This is a genomic window from Brevundimonas sp. D3-1P (genome assembly GCF_055809335.1).
The window spans coordinates 166,433-180,161 of record NZ_CM147908.1 but is presented as its reverse complement, the minus strand read 5'-3'; the positions used below and the strand labels follow the sequence as shown (position 1 = coordinate 180,161).

The following is a 13,729-nucleotide window of genomic DNA, read 5'->3' as shown; positions in this document are numbered from 1 at the left end:
TTGATCGTCACATCGGACATCAAACTTGCATCTGAGTGTCGCGTGGCTGTGAACTGCCTATTGCAATGACGGCGTAATCCCCGGCTCGACTAAGCAGGGGATAAAAATGCATCGTCAAACCAAACTGCGCCTCCAGCTGATGCTGGGGACCGCGCTTCTCTCCACGCCTGTTTCCGCCCTCGCCCAAACCGCTCCGAGCCAACCCGCTCAAACCCAGCCTGCCCCGGCGGCCGCCGCCAATGCGCCCGTCGGCCTGGACGACATCGTCGTGACCGCCACCAAGCGGGAAACCAATCTGCAGGACACGCCGATCTCGATCTCGGTGCTTGGCTCGGAAGCCCTGGCGAACCGCCACGTCCAGAGCCTGATGGACCTGGCCGACGGCGCCGTGCCCAGCCTGCGCGTCGCCACCTTCGAGGCCCGCCAGTCCGCCCTGACCATCGGCATCCGCGGCATCGTCCCCAACGACGCCAACCAGCCCGCCCGCGAACAGGGCGTCGGCGTCTATGTCGACGGCGTCTATCTGGCCCGCCAGCACGGCCTGGCCTCCGCCTTGCTCGACATCGAGCGCGTCGAGGTCCTGAAGGGTCCGCAAGGCACGCTGTTCGGCCGCAACACCGAAGGCGGCGCCCTGTCGCTGGTCACGAAGAAGCCCACGGGCGTCTTCGGCATGCGCGCCGTCGCCGGCGTGGGCAATCTGGACTCCTACAACTCCGAACTGCACGTCGACTTCCCGGCCCTGGGCGACTTCGCTTTCAAGGTCGACGGCGTGATCCAGGTTCAAGGCCCCGTCACCAAGAATATCCTTCCGGGCGAGGAAGGCTTTGGCCAGTACGACCGTCGCGGCCTGCGCTTCCAGACCCGCTGGACCCCGAGCGACGACTTCACCGCCACCCTGGCCGCCGATATCGGCAAGGACAAGAACACCCCGTTCTACAGCCAACTGCTGAACTTCAACCCGAACGGCCTGCCGGTCGTGCCGTGGACTTCGACCACCGTTCCCTCGGGCAGCATCCGCGACCTGGCGCCGATCGTTCAGGTCGAAGGCTCCGAGCGCATGACGCAGGCCGACATCGGCGTGCCTCAGCAATGGAGCGTCGACGATACGCGCGGCGTCGATCTGCACCTGTCGTATCGCCCGAACGACTCTCTGGAAATCCGCTCGATCACCGCCTATCGCGACCTGGACGTCGAGCAGTACGATAACATCGCCGGCGCGCACCGTCCGCCGGTCGTCGGTCCGAACGGCAACTTCAGCCGCTACTCGCTGGCTGGCTTCTGGCAGCATCAGTTCAGCCAGGAACTGCAGGCCGTCGGTTCGCTGGGCGACAGCATCGACTACGTCGGCGGCGTCTTCTACTTCAAGGAGACGGTGTCCGACGACGCCTCGACGCCCTCGACCAACCGGTGGAACGCCGACGGCACGGGCTACACCATCCTCGATCCGACCCCGACCATCCGGGGCTTCCGCTCTCTGGACCGCAAGTCGACGGCCCATTCGGAATCCAAGGCGATCTACGGCCAGGCGACCTGGACCCCGGCGCAGATGCAGGCTCTGCACCTGACGGTCGGCGGCCGCTACACCTGGGACGACAAGGACGGCACGCTGGAACTGATCAACAACAAGCTGCCGGTCTACGCCGGCGTGACGGGCGAGCTTCACTTCGCCACCTCGGTCGACCGCTTCGATCCGCTGGTCACTCTGGCTTACGATCTGAGCGACAACGTCAACGTCTACGGCAAATATTCGACCGGCTATCGCGCCGGCGGCGCGTCCTCGCGTTCGCTCAGCTACCGCTCGTTCGATCCCGAGGAGGTCAAGGCCTACGAACTGGGCCTGAAGAGCGACCTGTTCGATCGCCGCGTCCGTCTGAACGCCGCCATCTACCAGATGGACCGCACCGACAGCCAGATCGACTTCAGCTATGTGGAAGACGGCGGGCGCAACACTCTGGACACGATGAACGCCGAAGGCACGACTAAGATTCGCGGCGTGGAGCTGGAAGGTCAGTTCCGAGCGACCGAGAACCTGACCCTGTCGGCCGGTTATGCCTTCACCGACATTTCGATCCCGGATGCGGTGAACCCCAGAACGGGCACGAGCCAGCCGGTTTTCATCATCTACACGCCGGAGAACGCCGCCAACGTCGCCGCCGATTGGTCTTCGCCCTTCATGGGCGGCACGCTGAAGGCGCACATCGACGCCAACTACGCCGATGCGACCCACAGCTTCGAGCAATACGCCGTCAAGAACGACTCCTCGTTCATCGTGAACGCCCGGGTCGCGGTCGCCGACATCCAGACCGGCGCCGGCGGTCCCCTGCTGGAAGTGGCCCTCTGGTCGCGCAACCTTCTGGACGAGACCTATGTCTACCGTCGGGATCCGGCAAACCGGAACACCCTGGGCGACTACGGCAACTTCAACAATCCGCGCACCTTCGGCATCGAACTGCGCGCCTCCTACTGATCCTCCCAGAGGCTCGAAACTGGCCCCTCTCGCTCGTCGAGAGGGGCTTTTTCGTATGGTTCGTGAAGCCTTTGCGACGCGCCGATGAAACTTGTCCGAAGGCGTACGGTTTTTCTGGATTTTGCGGCGGACGCCGGTCATGGCGGCGAAACGGAGGCGCCATGAGCAGCTTGATCCTGATCGCCGATGAAGACCGCGAAGGCGCCGATGCGCTGGATGTCGTCCTGCGCCGCGAGGGCCTGCGCACCGTCGTCGTCGAGGACGGCCAGCAGGCCATCGACATCCACGCCGCCCTGAAGCCGGATCTGGTGCTGCTGGGCGTCGCCCTGCCCGTGCGCGACGGCTGGGACGTGCTGGGCGAACTGCGGCGGCTCGGCGAGACGCCGGTCGTCATGATCGGCGCCGACGGCCAGCCCCGCCAACGGCTTCATGCGCTGCGGATCGGGGCCGACGACCACCTGGCCAGGCCCGTCGATCCCATCGAGGTCGCGGCCCGCGTTCAATCGCTCCTGCGTCGTTCTGGCGGCGGCCGCGCAGCCAAGGTGCTGCGCGTCGGGCCGCTGGAGGTCCAGCTGGAGAACTATATGGCGGCGGTGCTGACCGCCGAAGGGCGCCGACGGCTGGACCTGACGCTGACCGAATTCCGCATCCTGGCCCATATGGCGCGAACGCCGCTGCGCGTCTTCAGCCGTGCGGAAATCATGCAGGCCTGTTTCGCCAATCAGACGGTTCTGGAGCGCACCATCGACAGCCACGTCAGCCACCTGCGCCGCAAGCTGGAGGGCGCCGACGCGGCCGGCCTGCTGACCAATGTGCGCGGCGTCGGCTATCGCCTGGAGGCGGAGGCCTGAACGCCTACGCCGCTTCCTTGGGCATCACGTCGCCGACCGTGGGCCGGTTTTCGGCGCGGGTCAGCTTGATGTCGCGCGGCTTGACGATCTCGTTGCAGCAACCGCAGGCGATACGGGGCGTCAGAGTGTGGCCGCAGGTCTGGTGAACCATGTCGATGCCGCTGTCGGCGTCGCCATAGACGTGTTTGGCGCCCCAGCCGTGCAGCGTCACCAGAACGCCGTACAGGTCCTTGCCCTTGGAAGTCAGCACATATTCATTGCGCGGCGGGCGCTCGGAATAGAGGCGCGGTTCCAGCACCCCGTGCTGGACCAGGCTTTTCAGGCGGGCGGCCAGGACGTTGCGCGCCACGCCCAGGTTCTCCTGCCACTGTTCGAAACGGCTGACGCCGTTGAAGGCGTCACGGATGACCAGCAGGGTCCACGGATCGCCGATCACCTCCAGCGTGGCGGCGATGGAGCAGCTCTGGCGGCTATAGTCGGCGGTGCGTCCCATGGACGAGAAAGTGACCCCGCGTCAGCCGTTTGGCAAGGGTTGCGAATCCGAACGCATAGAGTAAGTCTTGTTTGGCAACGGACGTGCGGGCCTGAGGGTTCGTCAGCCTTGTTCCTTGACTGGCGGAAGCTCAGGTCAGGCTCCAAAAGCCGTGATCGAACGATCGGGGGCTTCCGCCGACTTTCCACCTGCCGCAGGATCGCGCCATGACCGACGCTGTTCAATCGCCCGTCTCGCTCGACGCCGCCTTGAGGTTCAAGACGTTGGACGACGGCGGTCTGTCGGCGCCGGTCCCGGGCCATTTCTCGAACGGCCCCGCCGCGCTGGCGCCGGAAAAAGGGTTTCCGTTCGGCGGCCTGCTGGCGGCGCTGTGCGCCCGATCCATGCGTCAGGGGCTGGCTGTGGCCGCGCCGCTTCGGTCGCTGTCGGTGCAGTATCTGTCGGCGGCGGCTTTCGACGAACAGATCGCCTTCCGCCCGCGCCTGCTGCGCGGCGGACGCAACGTCGTCTATGCGGCGGTCGAGGCCGAGCAGGCCGGTCGCCTGACCCATCACGCCACCGGAACCTACGGGCTGGACGCCCCGACGCCCGCCGTCTCGCCGCTGCACGCCCCGCCGCCGGCTCTGGGCGGGCTGGACCCCAGGGCCGCGATCCATGGCCCGATGGCCCCGCGTTTTTCTCGGCACGTCGAATATCGGTTCGACGGCGGCCCCAACATCCTGGGCGGAAACGCCGACAGGGCTGCGGTGGAAAGAACCTGGATGCGGATGGCGGATCGGCGTCCGCTGGACGAGGTCGGACTGTGCTATCTGCTGGACGCCCTCTATCCCCCGGCATGGACCCTGTCGAAGACGCCGGCGGCCATGACGACGGTGGACCTGCGCATCGACATCCTGACCGATCCGACGCCGGAGAACGCCCCCGACGGCTGGGCCTTCTTCGAGTTTCGGATGCTGGACCTCGGCCTGGGCTGGACGGTGGACGAGGCCGCGGCCTGGGGCGCGGACGGGACGCCGCTGGCCCTGTCGCGACAGCGGCGAAAACTGCTGCCGCAAAGAAAGGCCTGAAGTCGGCCTCCATTCGTGCTTATCAGCGACTATTCAAAGTCTCTGGAGTCCCGCTGCATGAGTCGTCGAAATCCCCTTCTCGACCTGGGTCGGATCGCCGTCGCCGCGATGGGCTGCCTGATGCTTCAGGGCTGCCTGGTCGGGGCCGTCGCCGGGGGGACCGCCGCCGTCGTGGGCGGCACGGCCAAGGCCACGGGGGCGGTCGTCGGCGCCGGTTTCGACGCCGTCACCACCTCCGACGAGGAAACCCGGCTGAAACGCGAACGCGAGCAACGCGACTATGAGCGTGAACAGCGCCGCTGCGAACAGCGGCGGCGCCAGGGACGGCCCTGTTGACGCCATGACCCCGATCCTCCTGATACCCGGCCTGATCTGCACGGCCGAACTGTTCGTCCCCCAGTTGCCGGCCCTGTGGACGCACGGTCCCGCTACCGTCGCCTCGACGCTGGAGGGCGAGACGATGGCGCATATGGCCGCCGCTGTCCTGCGCGACGCCCCGCCCCGCTTCGCCCTGGGCGGGCTGTCCATGGGCGGCTATGTGGCGCTGGAGATCCTCCGCCAGGCGCCGGACCGCGTGGTCAGGCTGGCGCTCATGGACACCACCGCGCGACCGGATGCTCCCGAACAGAGCCGTCTGCGCCGCGCCATGATCGAGAAGGCGGTCAGTGGCGGCTATGACGACGTCCTGGCCCAGACCATTCCAAACCTCGTTCACCCCAGCCGCCGCGACGACGCCGAATTGATCGGGACACAGACGCGGATGGGCCGCTCGGTGGGGGTCGAGGGCTTCGTGCGCCAGCAGACGGCCATCATGAACCGGATCGACAGCCGCCCCTTCCTGTCCGCCATCGCGGCGCCGACCCTGGCGCTTGTCGGAGACAAGGACGCCTTGACCCCGCCCGACCGCGCGCAGGAAATGGCCGACGCCATTCCCGACGCCCGTCTGGTCGTCGTGCCGGAGTGCGGCCACATCTCCACTCTGGAACGGCCCGAGGCGGTCAACGCCGCCCTGGTCCAATGGCTGTCGGCCTAAAGGCTCAGCACACACCGCTCGTTTATCGTCGGGCGCGCCACCTGCACCCGGCACAGGCCCGGCCAGGCGGGCTTCAGCGTCTTGGCGAACCACAGGCACAGATTTTCCAGGCTGGGCAGCTCCAGCCCCTCGTGCTCGTTGAGCATGCCGTGGTCCAGCTGCTGCGCCGCCGCCCTCAGCGCCCGGTCCAGCGCGCCCAGGTCCGCGACCCAGTTGTGCTCGGCGTCCAGGGTCTCGGACCGGATCGTCGCCTCGACCGTGAAGGAATGGCCGTGAACGCGGCGATAGATGCTGCCTTCGGGCTCGTTGGGGAAATGGTGAGCGGCGTCGAACGTCGCCTGTTTGGTGATCTCGAAGACGGGCATTAGCGGACGCCGATATATTTGTGGGTCTGGACGCTGAGGCGCCACTGGGGATGGGTCAGGCAGTATTCGATGGCGGCGGCGGTGTTCTCCGCCTGGTCGGGACCATCCAGGGGCTGCAGCCAGAATCGCTCGAAATCGAGGTGTTCGAACCGCTCCGGCATGGCCTTGGCCTGCGGATAGACCAGCTTCAGTTCCTGGCCCTTGATCTGGATCACCTCTGCGTCCGCCTTGGGACTGACGCAGACCCAGTCGATTCCGTCGGGCGCCTCAAGCGTGCCGTTGCTTTCGATGGCGATCTCGAATCCGCGCGTCTTCAAGGCCGCGATCAGCGGCGGATCCAGTTGCAGCAGCGGCTCCCCGCCGGTGCAGACCACCAGTTTCGGATCGCCCTGGCGCCCTCGCCACATCCCGGCGACATGGTCAGCCAACAGGTCTGGCGTCCTGAACTTGCCGCCCCCGCCGCCGTCGACGCCGACGAAATCCGTATCGCAGAAGGTGCAGACGGCTATCTCCCGATCCTGCTCGCGCCCGCTCCACAAATTGCAGCCGGAAAAGCGCAGGAAGACCGCAGGCCGCCCCGCCTGCCCGCCCTCGCCCTGAACCGTCAGGAAGACTTCCTTCGCCGAATAGGTCACTTGGCGGCGGCCCATTCCTGGTATCCGGCCTCACGCAGTTCGCACGCCGGACATTCGCCGCAGCCATACCCCCAGACGTGCCGATGGGCCCGGTCGCCCCGATAGCAGGTGTGGGTGTCCTCGACGATCAACCGCACCAGCGGCTCGCCCCCGATCCGATCCGCCAGTTCCCACGTCTGGGCCTTGGTCAGCCACATCAGCGGCGTGTCGATGATCACCGGCTTGTCCAGCCCCAGGGACAAGGCCCGCGCCATGGCCTCCATCGTTTCGTGGCGGCAATCGGGATAGCCGGAAAAGTCGGTCTCGCACATGCCGCCGACCAGAACCTCCAGCCCGCGCCGATCCGCCAGGGCCGCCGCCGCGACCAGGAAGATCAGATTGCGGCCGGGCACGAAAGTCGTCGGCAGGCCGCGCGCGTCCATCTCGATCTTGCGGTCGGCGGTCAGGGCGCTGTCGGCGATCCGCCCATAGCCGGTCAGGTCCACCACATGATCCTCGCCCAGACGGCTGGCGTATTGCGGCAGGGCCTTGGTCATGCCGGCGCGCACGGCTTGGCGAGCCTGCATCTCCACGACATGGCGCTGGCCATAGTCGAAACCGACCGTCTCGACCCGGTCGAACCGTTCCAGCGCCCAGGCCAGACAGGTGGCGCTGTCCTGCCCGCCCGAAAACAGGACGAGCGCCGTCTTCTGCGCGATCTGTTCGGCGGTTGGAACGGTCGTTTCCAGGATAGCGCTCATGGTGAATCTGCGGTCGGCCGGTCGGCCGCGCGCATGCGTGAAAGAGATGAAGACCCCCAGATGGGTCGGGCGCGCCTCATACACCAGATGCGCCGCAGGGGCAAAAAAGGCGGATTCGCGTCGCCCCTGTCGCAGCTTAACCAATCCGCAAGCGATTTCTGGCCTAAGTCCCCGGAGAGTATGGAGTTCCGGGCAGTATGCCGACCATCGAGACCCTTTCCGAGCGTCCAAAGCCGGTGGCGCCGACGACGCTCGGGTGCGAGGTGCTGGCGCGTTTCGAACGCGAGCCGGACACGCTGGTCATACCCGTCGTCGATGGCGACCGGCCCATCGGCCTGGTCGAGCGCACCGCCTTCCTGCAAAAGATCGCCGCCAGGTTCGGCCACGCCCTTTATGATCTGCGCCCCATAACCTTCGCCATGGATCCCGAACCGGCGGTGGTGGAGGCCGGCGTCCGCATCGACGCCTTTTGCGACTTCATGGTGAAGGGCGGTCCTGCGGCCTTGCTGCGGGGCTTCATCGTCACCCACAACGGGGCCTATCTGGGCGTCGGCACGGCCGCCACCTTGCTGCAGGCGGTCAATACGCGCCAGCGCGAACAGAACGCGCAGTTGGCCGAACAGGCGGCCCTCCTCAGCGACACCCGCACCCAGGCCCTCGCCGCCGCGCGCGCCAAGAGCCAGTTCCTGGCCATCATGAGCCATGAGTTGCGCACACCGATGAACGGCGTCCTGGCCGTCGCCGAACTTCTGCGTCGTCAGCCGCTGACGTCGGCGGCCCAGGCCCATGTGCAGACCATTGTGGATTCCTCCGAAACCCTCCTGCGCATCCTTCAGGACGCGGTGGATCTGTCCAAGGCCGAGGCGGGCGAATTGGAACTGTCCAGCAAGCCCACGCCTCTGCGCGCCGTCATGGACGACATCCAGTCGATGTGGGAGCCGCGAGCGTCTCAGGACGGAGTCACCCTGCTGGTCGGCTACGAAGGCGATACGGAACTGGCGGCCGTGATCGACGGCGTGCGCCTGAAACAGGTATTCAACAATCTGATCGGCAACGCCTTGAAGTTCGCCCGAAACGGCGTCGTCGAGGCCGGACTGAAGGCCTGGGCAGAGGGCGACCGCATCCATATGGAGGCCCGCGTCCGCGACGACGGACCGGGCGTCGATGTCGATCGAGTCGATTCCATCTTCGAGCCCTTCGTCCACGGTTCCGGCCCGGACGGCGCCGGCCTTGGCCTGTCGATCTGCCGGCAGGTCATCGACCGTATGGCCGGCCGGATTTGGGCCGAGAACAACAAGGGCCGCGGCGCGACCTTCGCCTTCGACCTGACCGCCCCTCGCGCCGTGGCGGAGGCCGAGGTCCAGTCGAATGTCTCGGACCTGTCCAGCTTCGATCTGAAGGCGGCGCCGCATATATTGATCGTCGACGACAACGCCACCAACCGCGTGGTGGCCCAGGCGCTATGCGAAATGTTCGGCTGCAGTTCGGAACTGGCCGAGGACGGGCTGGAAGCGCTGCAGGCGGTGCAGGAAAGCCGGTACGATCTGGTCCTGATGGACATTAAGATGCCGCGCATGGACGGCGTTCAGGCCACCCAGGCCATCCGCGCCCTGCCCGGCGCAATGGGTCGGGTGCCGATCGTCGCCCTGACGGCCAACGCCGACCCGGAAGACGCCAAACACTATCTGTCCATCGGCATGGCGGCCGTCGTTGAAAAGCCGATCAAGCCCGAACGGCTGCGCATGGCGATGAACGCCGCCCTGGCGGTTGCGCAAGACGCCGGGGACCAGGACGCATCGGGCCGTTCCGCCGCCTGATCCAGAGCGCGTCCTCAGTCGGGCCTGACATCCACCGCCTCCTCGTCTTCCTCGTCATAACCGACCAGGCGCAGGGCCCTGGCCTTCTGGCCGTTGATCTCGGCCCAGCGCAGCAGCCCCTCCTCCCGCCCGTGGGTGATCCAGACCTCCTCGGGCCGCAGTTCCATGAAGGTCGACGTCAGTTCGTTCCAGTCCGCGTGGTCCGAGACGATCAGCGGCAGTTCCACGCCGCGCTGGCGCGCCCGCGCCTTGACGCCCATCCATCCCGACGCGAAGGCCGTGACCGGATCGGCGAACCGCCGCGCCCAGCGGTCCTGAATCGCGGAAGGCGGAGCGATGGCGACCTCTCCGCCCAAGGCGTTTCTGGGCAGGTCGCGGGTCGGAAGCAAGGATCCGAGATCGATGCCTTCGCGTTCGTAGAGCGCGTTCAGCCGCTCCATCGCGCCGTGATAATAGATGGGCCGGTCCCATCCTGCCTCGCGCAATAGCCGTATGATGCGTTGCGCCTTTCCCAGCGCATAGGCCCCGACCAGATGCGCCCGGTCGGGAAACTGGGCCAGCGAGCGCACCAGACGCCCCACCTCCTCCTCGGCAGGCGGGTGATTGAACACCGGCAGGCCGAAGGTGGCCTCGGAAATGAAGACGTTGCACGGAACCGGCTCGAACGGCGCGCAGGTCGGGTCGCGACGGCGCTTGTAGTCGCCGGACACCACCATGGTCAGGCCCTTCCATCGCACCTCGACCTGGGCGGAACCCAGCACGTGTCCCGCCGGCGCCAGCCTGAGATCGACGCCGTCGATCGCCGTCGCCTGGCCGTATTCCACCGGCTGCGCCCGGCCGGTGAAGTCGGCGCCATAGCGTTCGGCCATGATCGCCAGCGTCTGGCGCGTCGCCAACACCGCGCCATGGCCTGCGCGCGCGTGGTCGGAATGGCCGTGGGTGATCACCGCCCGGTCCACCGGCCGCACCGGATCGACATAGAAGTTGCCGGGCGGACAATACAGGCCCGCAGGCGTCGGATGCAGCAGGTCTTCGGCTCGGATCATGGCTCCCTAACGCACTCGACGCCGTCCGGTCGCCGATCCATACAGGACGATCCGAGAATCCGTGAAAGGCCGCCCCGCCCGATGTCCGAGAGTTTCCTGACCTCCATCCTGCCCCAGCTGGCGGCGGGAGCGGCCCATACGGGGGCCTTGGGCTTCGCCTTCGACGGTCTGCATGACGGGGAGCCGCGCATTCGTGTGCCGTGGCGAGAGGATCTGGTCGGCGATCCCGCCAGCGGGGTGTTCGCCGGCGGGCTGGTGACGACCCTGCTGGATCATATCGGCGGCCTGGCGGTCTGGACGGCCCTGGACACGTTTCAACCCATCGCGACGGTGGACCTGCGGGTCGACTACATGCGCGCGGCCCGGCCGCGACAGGACCTGCTGGCCCAGAGCGTCTGCTACCGGATGACCCACACCATCGCCTTCGTTCGCGCCTGGGCGTTCGAGGAGGATCCTTCCGATCCGGTGGCGGCGGCGCAGTCGGCCTATATCTTCAACCCGTCGCGCGAACGGGCGGCCGGAGCGGCGGCATGACCGATCTTCTCGCCACCCTGCCCTATGCCCGGTTCCTGGGCCTGAAGACTCTGCTCAACGGGGATGAAGTCACCGTCGTCATGCCGTTCGCCGACAGGCTGATCGGCAATCCGATGCTGCCGGCCCTGCATGGCGGATCGACCGCCGCCCTTCTCGAGATGACGGCCATGGCGCAGTTGGCGCTTGCGTTTCCCAGCGCGCGCTTGCCGCGCCCCATCAACGTCACTGTCGCTTATCTGCGCACGGGCCGCCCCATCGACGTCTTCGCCCGCGCCAAGATCAGCCGAGCCGGACGTCGTCTCGCCCATGTCCAGGCCGAGGCTTGGCAGGAAGAACGCGCCCAGCCCATCGCCAGCCTGACGGCGCATTTTCTGCTGGACAACCAGGACTGATCCTTGGGTCGCAGCCGCCCGATCGGCGCCGAAGCCCAACAGCGCCTCACACCCCGCGCTTCACGGCCGGCGTTTCAACGCGCGATTGCTGGAAGGATGAAAATAGCACTACCAAACAAGGTTAAGACGTGATAACCATAAGCCTATCGTAAACCATACTTTGAGGGGCTTTCATGGACCGGACTGAAGTCGTCACCAGCGTTGCTGGCGATCTGCATGCTACCGAACTCGCGATCGACGCCGCGATCACGCGCGCGACGACCCTCGTGCAATCCTTCATCGGCGCCCGCGCCGCCCTCTCCCTCTCGCCGGTCAGCGGCACGGGTTCTCAGGCGAAGGCCATGGAAGCCATCGCCGCCCTGTCGGCCGCGCGCGAATCCATCGTCGCCTGCCACGCCGAACTGCAAAAGGACCACCGTCGCCTCGGCTACGGTACCTATGCTGCCGGTCCGATCGCCAAACCCGACGATTGGCTGGACCCGCAATCGGCTCTGACGCCCACGCATCTCCACCGCGTCGCGTGAATTCTTGGTAAGCTTGGCTTACCAAGGCTTCCGTTTGCAGTGAGTTCGGTCATTATCGCCCCCGCGCATTTCTGCACGGGGGCGATTTGCCATGCTCAACATCGCCTACGCGGTTGTCGGCGCCGTCTTCATGGTCGGCATGGCGCTGTTCGCCTTTTTGAAGGGTGGCCGGGCAGAACGATTTGGCGCAGGCGCTTATCTTTCCGCTTGGTTCGCCTCGATCGTACTGCAAGAGAACAGCGGATTTCGGGGAATGCCCGCCGGACTCTTTTTGATAGATCTGGCAGCCTTGATCGTGTTCATCGCCATCGCTTGGCGTTATCGACAGTCGTGGCCTGTATGGGCGAGCGGAGTCCAATTGATCACCGTGATGTGTCACGTGATGATCCTGACCAAACAACCCGTGCTGTTGGGGTCGCTGATCACCGTAATGAACTTGAACAGCTATCTTATAATCGGCTTCCTCATTTTTGGCACACTTGTCTCTTGGCAAGAACGTCATGCAGAAGAGATGGCTAGGTAGAAATTCCTATCGGCAGGCGGTAATCTGGGGCGAATCAGTCGCTGAGACGCCATGCCTCTGTCGCACGCCAAATTGTGGAAAGCTGTCGACGGCCTGGCGCGGCGCGAGGGGCTGACGCCGTCCGGCCTTGCGCGTCGTGCGGGGCTGGACGCCACCAGTTTCAATCCCTCCAAACGCTTCGGGACCGGCGATCCGCCGCGTCCACGCTGGCCCTCGACCGAGAGCGTCACCCTGATTCTTCAAGCGACGGGGGTCTCCCTGGCCGATTTCGCCGCCCTGGCCGAGGATGCGCCGGCCAAGCCCGCAACGGTGCCCTTGCTGGGTTTGGCCAAGGCGGGCGAAGACGGTTTCTTCGACGATGCGGGACTGCCGATGGGCGACGGCTGGGACCAGACCGAACTGCCCCAGGCCAAGGACACCTTGTTCAGCCTGACGATCAGCGGGGATTCCATGTCGCCGCTCTATCGCGAGGGCGACCGGGTCATTGTCGATCAGGAAGCGACCCGCCCGCGTCGTGGAGACCGTGTGGTCGTGCGGCTTTTGTCCGGCGAGACCATCGCCAAGGAAGTGACCAGCCTGACCAGTCGCGCCGTCACCCTGTCGTCCATCAACCCCGACTACCCGCCCCGGATCGTGCCCCGCCGGGAAATCGAATGGATGGCGCGCATATTGTGGGTCAGCCAGTGACACAATACGAAAGCCCCGCCCGGCGAACCGGGCGGGGCTTTGCATCTATCTTAAGCTCAGTAGGCGGTGACGTAGTGGGCGTTCACCCAGCCGCCGCCGGCGATCTGCACCCATTCGCCCTGGGAGCCGATAGCGGTGAACGGCTGGCCCGCCGACAGACTGCCCGCCTGGCGATAGTTGGCGCCGGGGCCGCTGCGGATGCGCAGGTTGGACGAGGCGCGATACTGCGTGCCGTTCGAGACCGAGGCCGCGCGAGCCCTTTGCTGGTTGCAGCCGATGTAGGACCCCGCTGCGGCCCCCGCCCCCGCGCCGACGATGGTGCCGGCCGTGCGCTCGTTACGGGCCAGATTCGATCCCACCACGCCGCCGACGACGGCGCCGATCAGGGCGCCCGCGCGCTGACGGCCGCCCGGCGCGTCGCAGTTGGTCACGCCGTTGGCCTGAGCCTGGGCGGCCATGGGCGCGGCGGTCACGAGGGCGGCCAGGGCCGCAGCCGTGGCCAGACCGGTTTTGAAAATCCTGTTCGACATAACTCTTCTCCTGTCATGGCGTTTG

Annotated in this window: 17 protein-coding genes; 11 read left to right on the top strand and 6 right to left on the bottom strand. The window is 66.3% G+C overall.

Going from position 1 to position 13,729, the window contains the following annotated elements; translation table 11 throughout:
- The first annotated feature begins 106 nt into the window (after nucleotides 1-106).
- Both AC0L6G_RS00955 and AC0L6G_RS00950 read left to right on the top strand, forming a co-directional pair.
- Nucleotides 107-2,467, top strand: coding sequence for a TonB-dependent receptor (locus tag AC0L6G_RS00955; protein WP_293824434.1), 2,361 nt, complete (start codon nucleotides 107-109; stop codon nucleotides 2,465-2,467).
- Nucleotides 2,468-2,628: 161 nt separating this feature from the next.
- Nucleotides 2,629-3,318, top strand: a complete 690-nt coding sequence (locus AC0L6G_RS00950; RefSeq protein WP_291537915.1) for a response regulator — start codon at nucleotides 2,629-2,631, stop codon at nucleotides 3,316-3,318.
- 4 nt (nucleotides 3,319-3,322) lie between these two features.
- Here AC0L6G_RS00950 and AC0L6G_RS00945 read toward each other — a convergent pair whose 3' ends face one another.
- Nucleotides 3,323-3,811 carry a winged helix-turn-helix transcriptional regulator gene (locus AC0L6G_RS00945; RefSeq protein ID WP_293824432.1) on the bottom strand — a complete coding sequence of 163 codons (489 nt, stop codon included), beginning with the start codon at nucleotides 3,809-3,811 and terminating at the stop codon, nucleotides 3,323-3,325.
- 206 nt (nucleotides 3,812-4,017) lie between these two features.
- Here AC0L6G_RS00945 and AC0L6G_RS00940 point away from each other — a divergent pair, with 206 nt between their 5' ends.
- From AC0L6G_RS00940 to AC0L6G_RS00930, 3 genes are read left to right on the top strand one after another with little or no spacing between them, the layout of a single operon-like run.
- Entirely contained in the window at nucleotides 4,018-4,878 is an 861-nt protein-coding gene (locus AC0L6G_RS00940) for an acyl-CoA thioesterase (protein WP_293824430.1), read from the top strand.
- 57 nt (nucleotides 4,879-4,935) lie between these two features.
- Complete coding sequence (locus tag AC0L6G_RS00935; protein ID WP_291537944.1) at nucleotides 4,936-5,214, top strand: hypothetical protein; 279 nt, start codon at nucleotides 4,936-4,938, stop codon at nucleotides 5,212-5,214.
- 4 nt (nucleotides 5,215-5,218) lie between these two features.
- On the top strand, nucleotides 5,219-5,911 hold the full coding sequence (locus AC0L6G_RS00930; protein ID WP_473252722.1) for an alpha/beta fold hydrolase: 693 nt from the start codon (nucleotides 5,219-5,221) through the stop codon (nucleotides 5,909-5,911).
- On the opposite strand, the gene AC0L6G_RS00925 is transcribed toward AC0L6G_RS00930, so the two are convergent.
- Genes AC0L6G_RS00925 through queC form a run of 3 tightly spaced genes read right to left on the bottom strand, consistent with a single transcriptional unit; the run spans nucleotide 5,908 to nucleotide 7,651 of the window.
- Nucleotides 5,908-6,276 (bottom strand): 6-pyruvoyl trahydropterin synthase family protein, encoded by a 369-nt coding sequence (locus AC0L6G_RS00925; RefSeq protein WP_291537948.1) that lies wholly within the window; start codon nucleotides 6,274-6,276, stop codon nucleotides 5,908-5,910. The genes AC0L6G_RS00930 and AC0L6G_RS00925 overlap by 4 nt on opposite strands.
- On the bottom strand, nucleotides 6,276-6,911 hold the full coding sequence (gene queE / locus AC0L6G_RS00920; RefSeq protein ID WP_473253200.1) for a 7-carboxy-7-deazaguanine synthase: 636 nt from the start codon (nucleotides 6,909-6,911) through the stop codon (nucleotides 6,276-6,278). The genes AC0L6G_RS00925 and queE overlap by 1 nt, the downstream gene beginning before the upstream one ends.
- Nucleotides 6,908-7,651, bottom strand: coding sequence for a 7-cyano-7-deazaguanine synthase QueC (gene queC, locus AC0L6G_RS00915; protein ID WP_293824427.1), 744 nt, complete (start codon nucleotides 7,649-7,651; stop codon nucleotides 6,908-6,910). Before queC ends, queE begins: the two co-directional genes overlap by 4 nt.
- A 197-nt stretch (nucleotides 7,652-7,848) precedes the next feature.
- Between queC and AC0L6G_RS00910 the strand changes: the two genes are divergently transcribed.
- A complete protein-coding gene (locus AC0L6G_RS00910; protein ID WP_473252721.1) occupies nucleotides 7,849-9,468 on the top strand; it encodes a response regulator in 1,620 nt (539 codons plus the stop codon).
- A gap of 14 nt (nucleotides 9,469-9,482) precedes the next feature.
- On the opposite strand, the gene AC0L6G_RS00905 is transcribed toward AC0L6G_RS00910, so the two are convergent.
- Nucleotides 9,483-10,514: a ligase-associated DNA damage response exonuclease gene (locus AC0L6G_RS00905; RefSeq protein WP_293824423.1), complete on the bottom strand. Its 1,032-nt coding sequence runs from the start codon at nucleotides 10,512-10,514 to the stop codon at nucleotides 9,483-9,485.
- An 81-nt stretch (nucleotides 10,515-10,595) separates the two neighbouring features.
- On the opposite strand from AC0L6G_RS00905, the gene AC0L6G_RS00900 reads away from it, so the two are divergent.
- The 5 genes from AC0L6G_RS00900 to AC0L6G_RS00880 all read left to right on the top strand — a co-directional run bounded on the left by AC0L6G_RS00900 (nucleotide 10,596) and on the right by AC0L6G_RS00880 (nucleotide 13,174).
- Nucleotides 10,596-11,048 carry a PaaI family thioesterase gene (locus tag AC0L6G_RS00900; protein ID WP_293824421.1) on the top strand — a complete coding sequence of 151 codons (453 nt, stop codon included), beginning with the start codon at nucleotides 10,596-10,598 and terminating at the stop codon, nucleotides 11,046-11,048.
- Nucleotides 11,045-11,440, top strand: a complete 396-nt coding sequence (locus AC0L6G_RS00895) for a PaaI family thioesterase (protein WP_293824419.1) — start codon at nucleotides 11,045-11,047, stop codon at nucleotides 11,438-11,440. The genes AC0L6G_RS00900 and AC0L6G_RS00895 overlap by 4 nt, the downstream gene beginning before the upstream one ends.
- Before the next feature lie 173 nt (nucleotides 11,441-11,613).
- Nucleotides 11,614-11,964 carry a hypothetical protein gene (locus AC0L6G_RS00890; protein WP_293824417.1) on the top strand — a complete coding sequence of 117 codons (351 nt, stop codon included), beginning with the start codon at nucleotides 11,614-11,616 and terminating at the stop codon, nucleotides 11,962-11,964.
- A gap of 91 nt (nucleotides 11,965-12,055) precedes the next feature.
- A complete protein-coding gene (locus AC0L6G_RS00885; RefSeq protein WP_293824415.1) occupies nucleotides 12,056-12,487 on the top strand; it encodes a hypothetical protein in 432 nt (143 codons plus the stop codon).
- A gap of 51 nt (nucleotides 12,488-12,538) precedes the next feature.
- Nucleotides 12,539-13,174: a S24 family peptidase gene (locus AC0L6G_RS00880; protein ID WP_473252720.1), complete on the top strand. Its 636-nt coding sequence runs from the start codon at nucleotides 12,539-12,541 to the stop codon at nucleotides 13,172-13,174.
- Nucleotides 13,175-13,230: 56 nt separating this feature from the next.
- Here AC0L6G_RS00880 and AC0L6G_RS00875 read toward each other — a convergent pair whose 3' ends face one another.
- Entirely contained in the window at nucleotides 13,231-13,704 is a 474-nt protein-coding gene (locus tag AC0L6G_RS00875; protein ID WP_291537966.1) for an SH3 domain-containing protein, read from the bottom strand.
- Between the last annotated feature and the right edge of the window lie 25 nt (nucleotides 13,705-13,729).

Bases quoted from the DNA above. Each gene is read 5' to 3' on its own strand.
- AC0L6G_RS00955 (WP_293824434.1), top strand. From the start codon at position 107: ATGCATCGTCAAACCAAACTGCGCCTCCAGCTGATGCTGGGGACCGCG.
- AC0L6G_RS00950 (WP_291537915.1), top strand. From the start codon at position 2,629: ATGAGCAGCTTGATCCTGATCGCCGATGAAGACCGCGAAGGCGCCGAT.
- AC0L6G_RS00945 (WP_293824432.1), bottom strand. From the start codon at position 3,811: ATGGGACGCACCGCCGACTATAGCCGCCAGAGCTGCTCCATCGCCGCC.
- AC0L6G_RS00940 (WP_293824430.1), top strand. From the start codon at position 4,018: ATGACCGACGCTGTTCAATCGCCCGTCTCGCTCGACGCCGCCTTGAGG.
- AC0L6G_RS00935 (WP_291537944.1), top strand. From the start codon at position 4,936: ATGAGTCGTCGAAATCCCCTTCTCGACCTGGGTCGGATCGCCGTCGCC.
- AC0L6G_RS00930 (WP_473252722.1), top strand. From the start codon at position 5,219: ATGACCCCGATCCTCCTGATACCCGGCCTGATCTGCACGGCCGAACTG.
- AC0L6G_RS00925 (WP_291537948.1), bottom strand. From the start codon at position 6,276: ATGCCCGTCTTCGAGATCACCAAACAGGCGACGTTCGACGCCGCTCAC.
- queC (WP_293824427.1), bottom strand. From the start codon at position 7,651: ATGAGCGCTATCCTGGAAACGACCGTTCCAACCGCCGAACAGATCGCG.
- AC0L6G_RS00910 (WP_473252721.1), top strand. From the start codon at position 7,849: ATGCCGACCATCGAGACCCTTTCCGAGCGTCCAAAGCCGGTGGCGCCG.
- AC0L6G_RS00905 (WP_293824423.1), bottom strand. From the start codon at position 10,514: ATGATCCGAGCCGAAGACCTGCTGCATCCGACGCCTGCGGGCCTGTAT.
- AC0L6G_RS00900 (WP_293824421.1), top strand. From the start codon at position 10,596: ATGTCCGAGAGTTTCCTGACCTCCATCCTGCCCCAGCTGGCGGCGGGA.
- AC0L6G_RS00895 (WP_293824419.1), top strand. From the start codon at position 11,045: ATGACCGATCTTCTCGCCACCCTGCCCTATGCCCGGTTCCTGGGCCTG.
- AC0L6G_RS00890 (WP_293824417.1), top strand. From the start codon at position 11,614: ATGGACCGGACTGAAGTCGTCACCAGCGTTGCTGGCGATCTGCATGCT.
- AC0L6G_RS00885 (WP_293824415.1), top strand. From the start codon at position 12,056: ATGCTCAACATCGCCTACGCGGTTGTCGGCGCCGTCTTCATGGTCGGC.
- AC0L6G_RS00880 (WP_473252720.1), top strand. From the start codon at position 12,539: ATGCCTCTGTCGCACGCCAAATTGTGGAAAGCTGTCGACGGCCTGGCG.
- AC0L6G_RS00875 (WP_291537966.1), bottom strand. From the start codon at position 13,704: ATGTCGAACAGGATTTTCAAAACCGGTCTGGCCACGGCTGCGGCCCTG.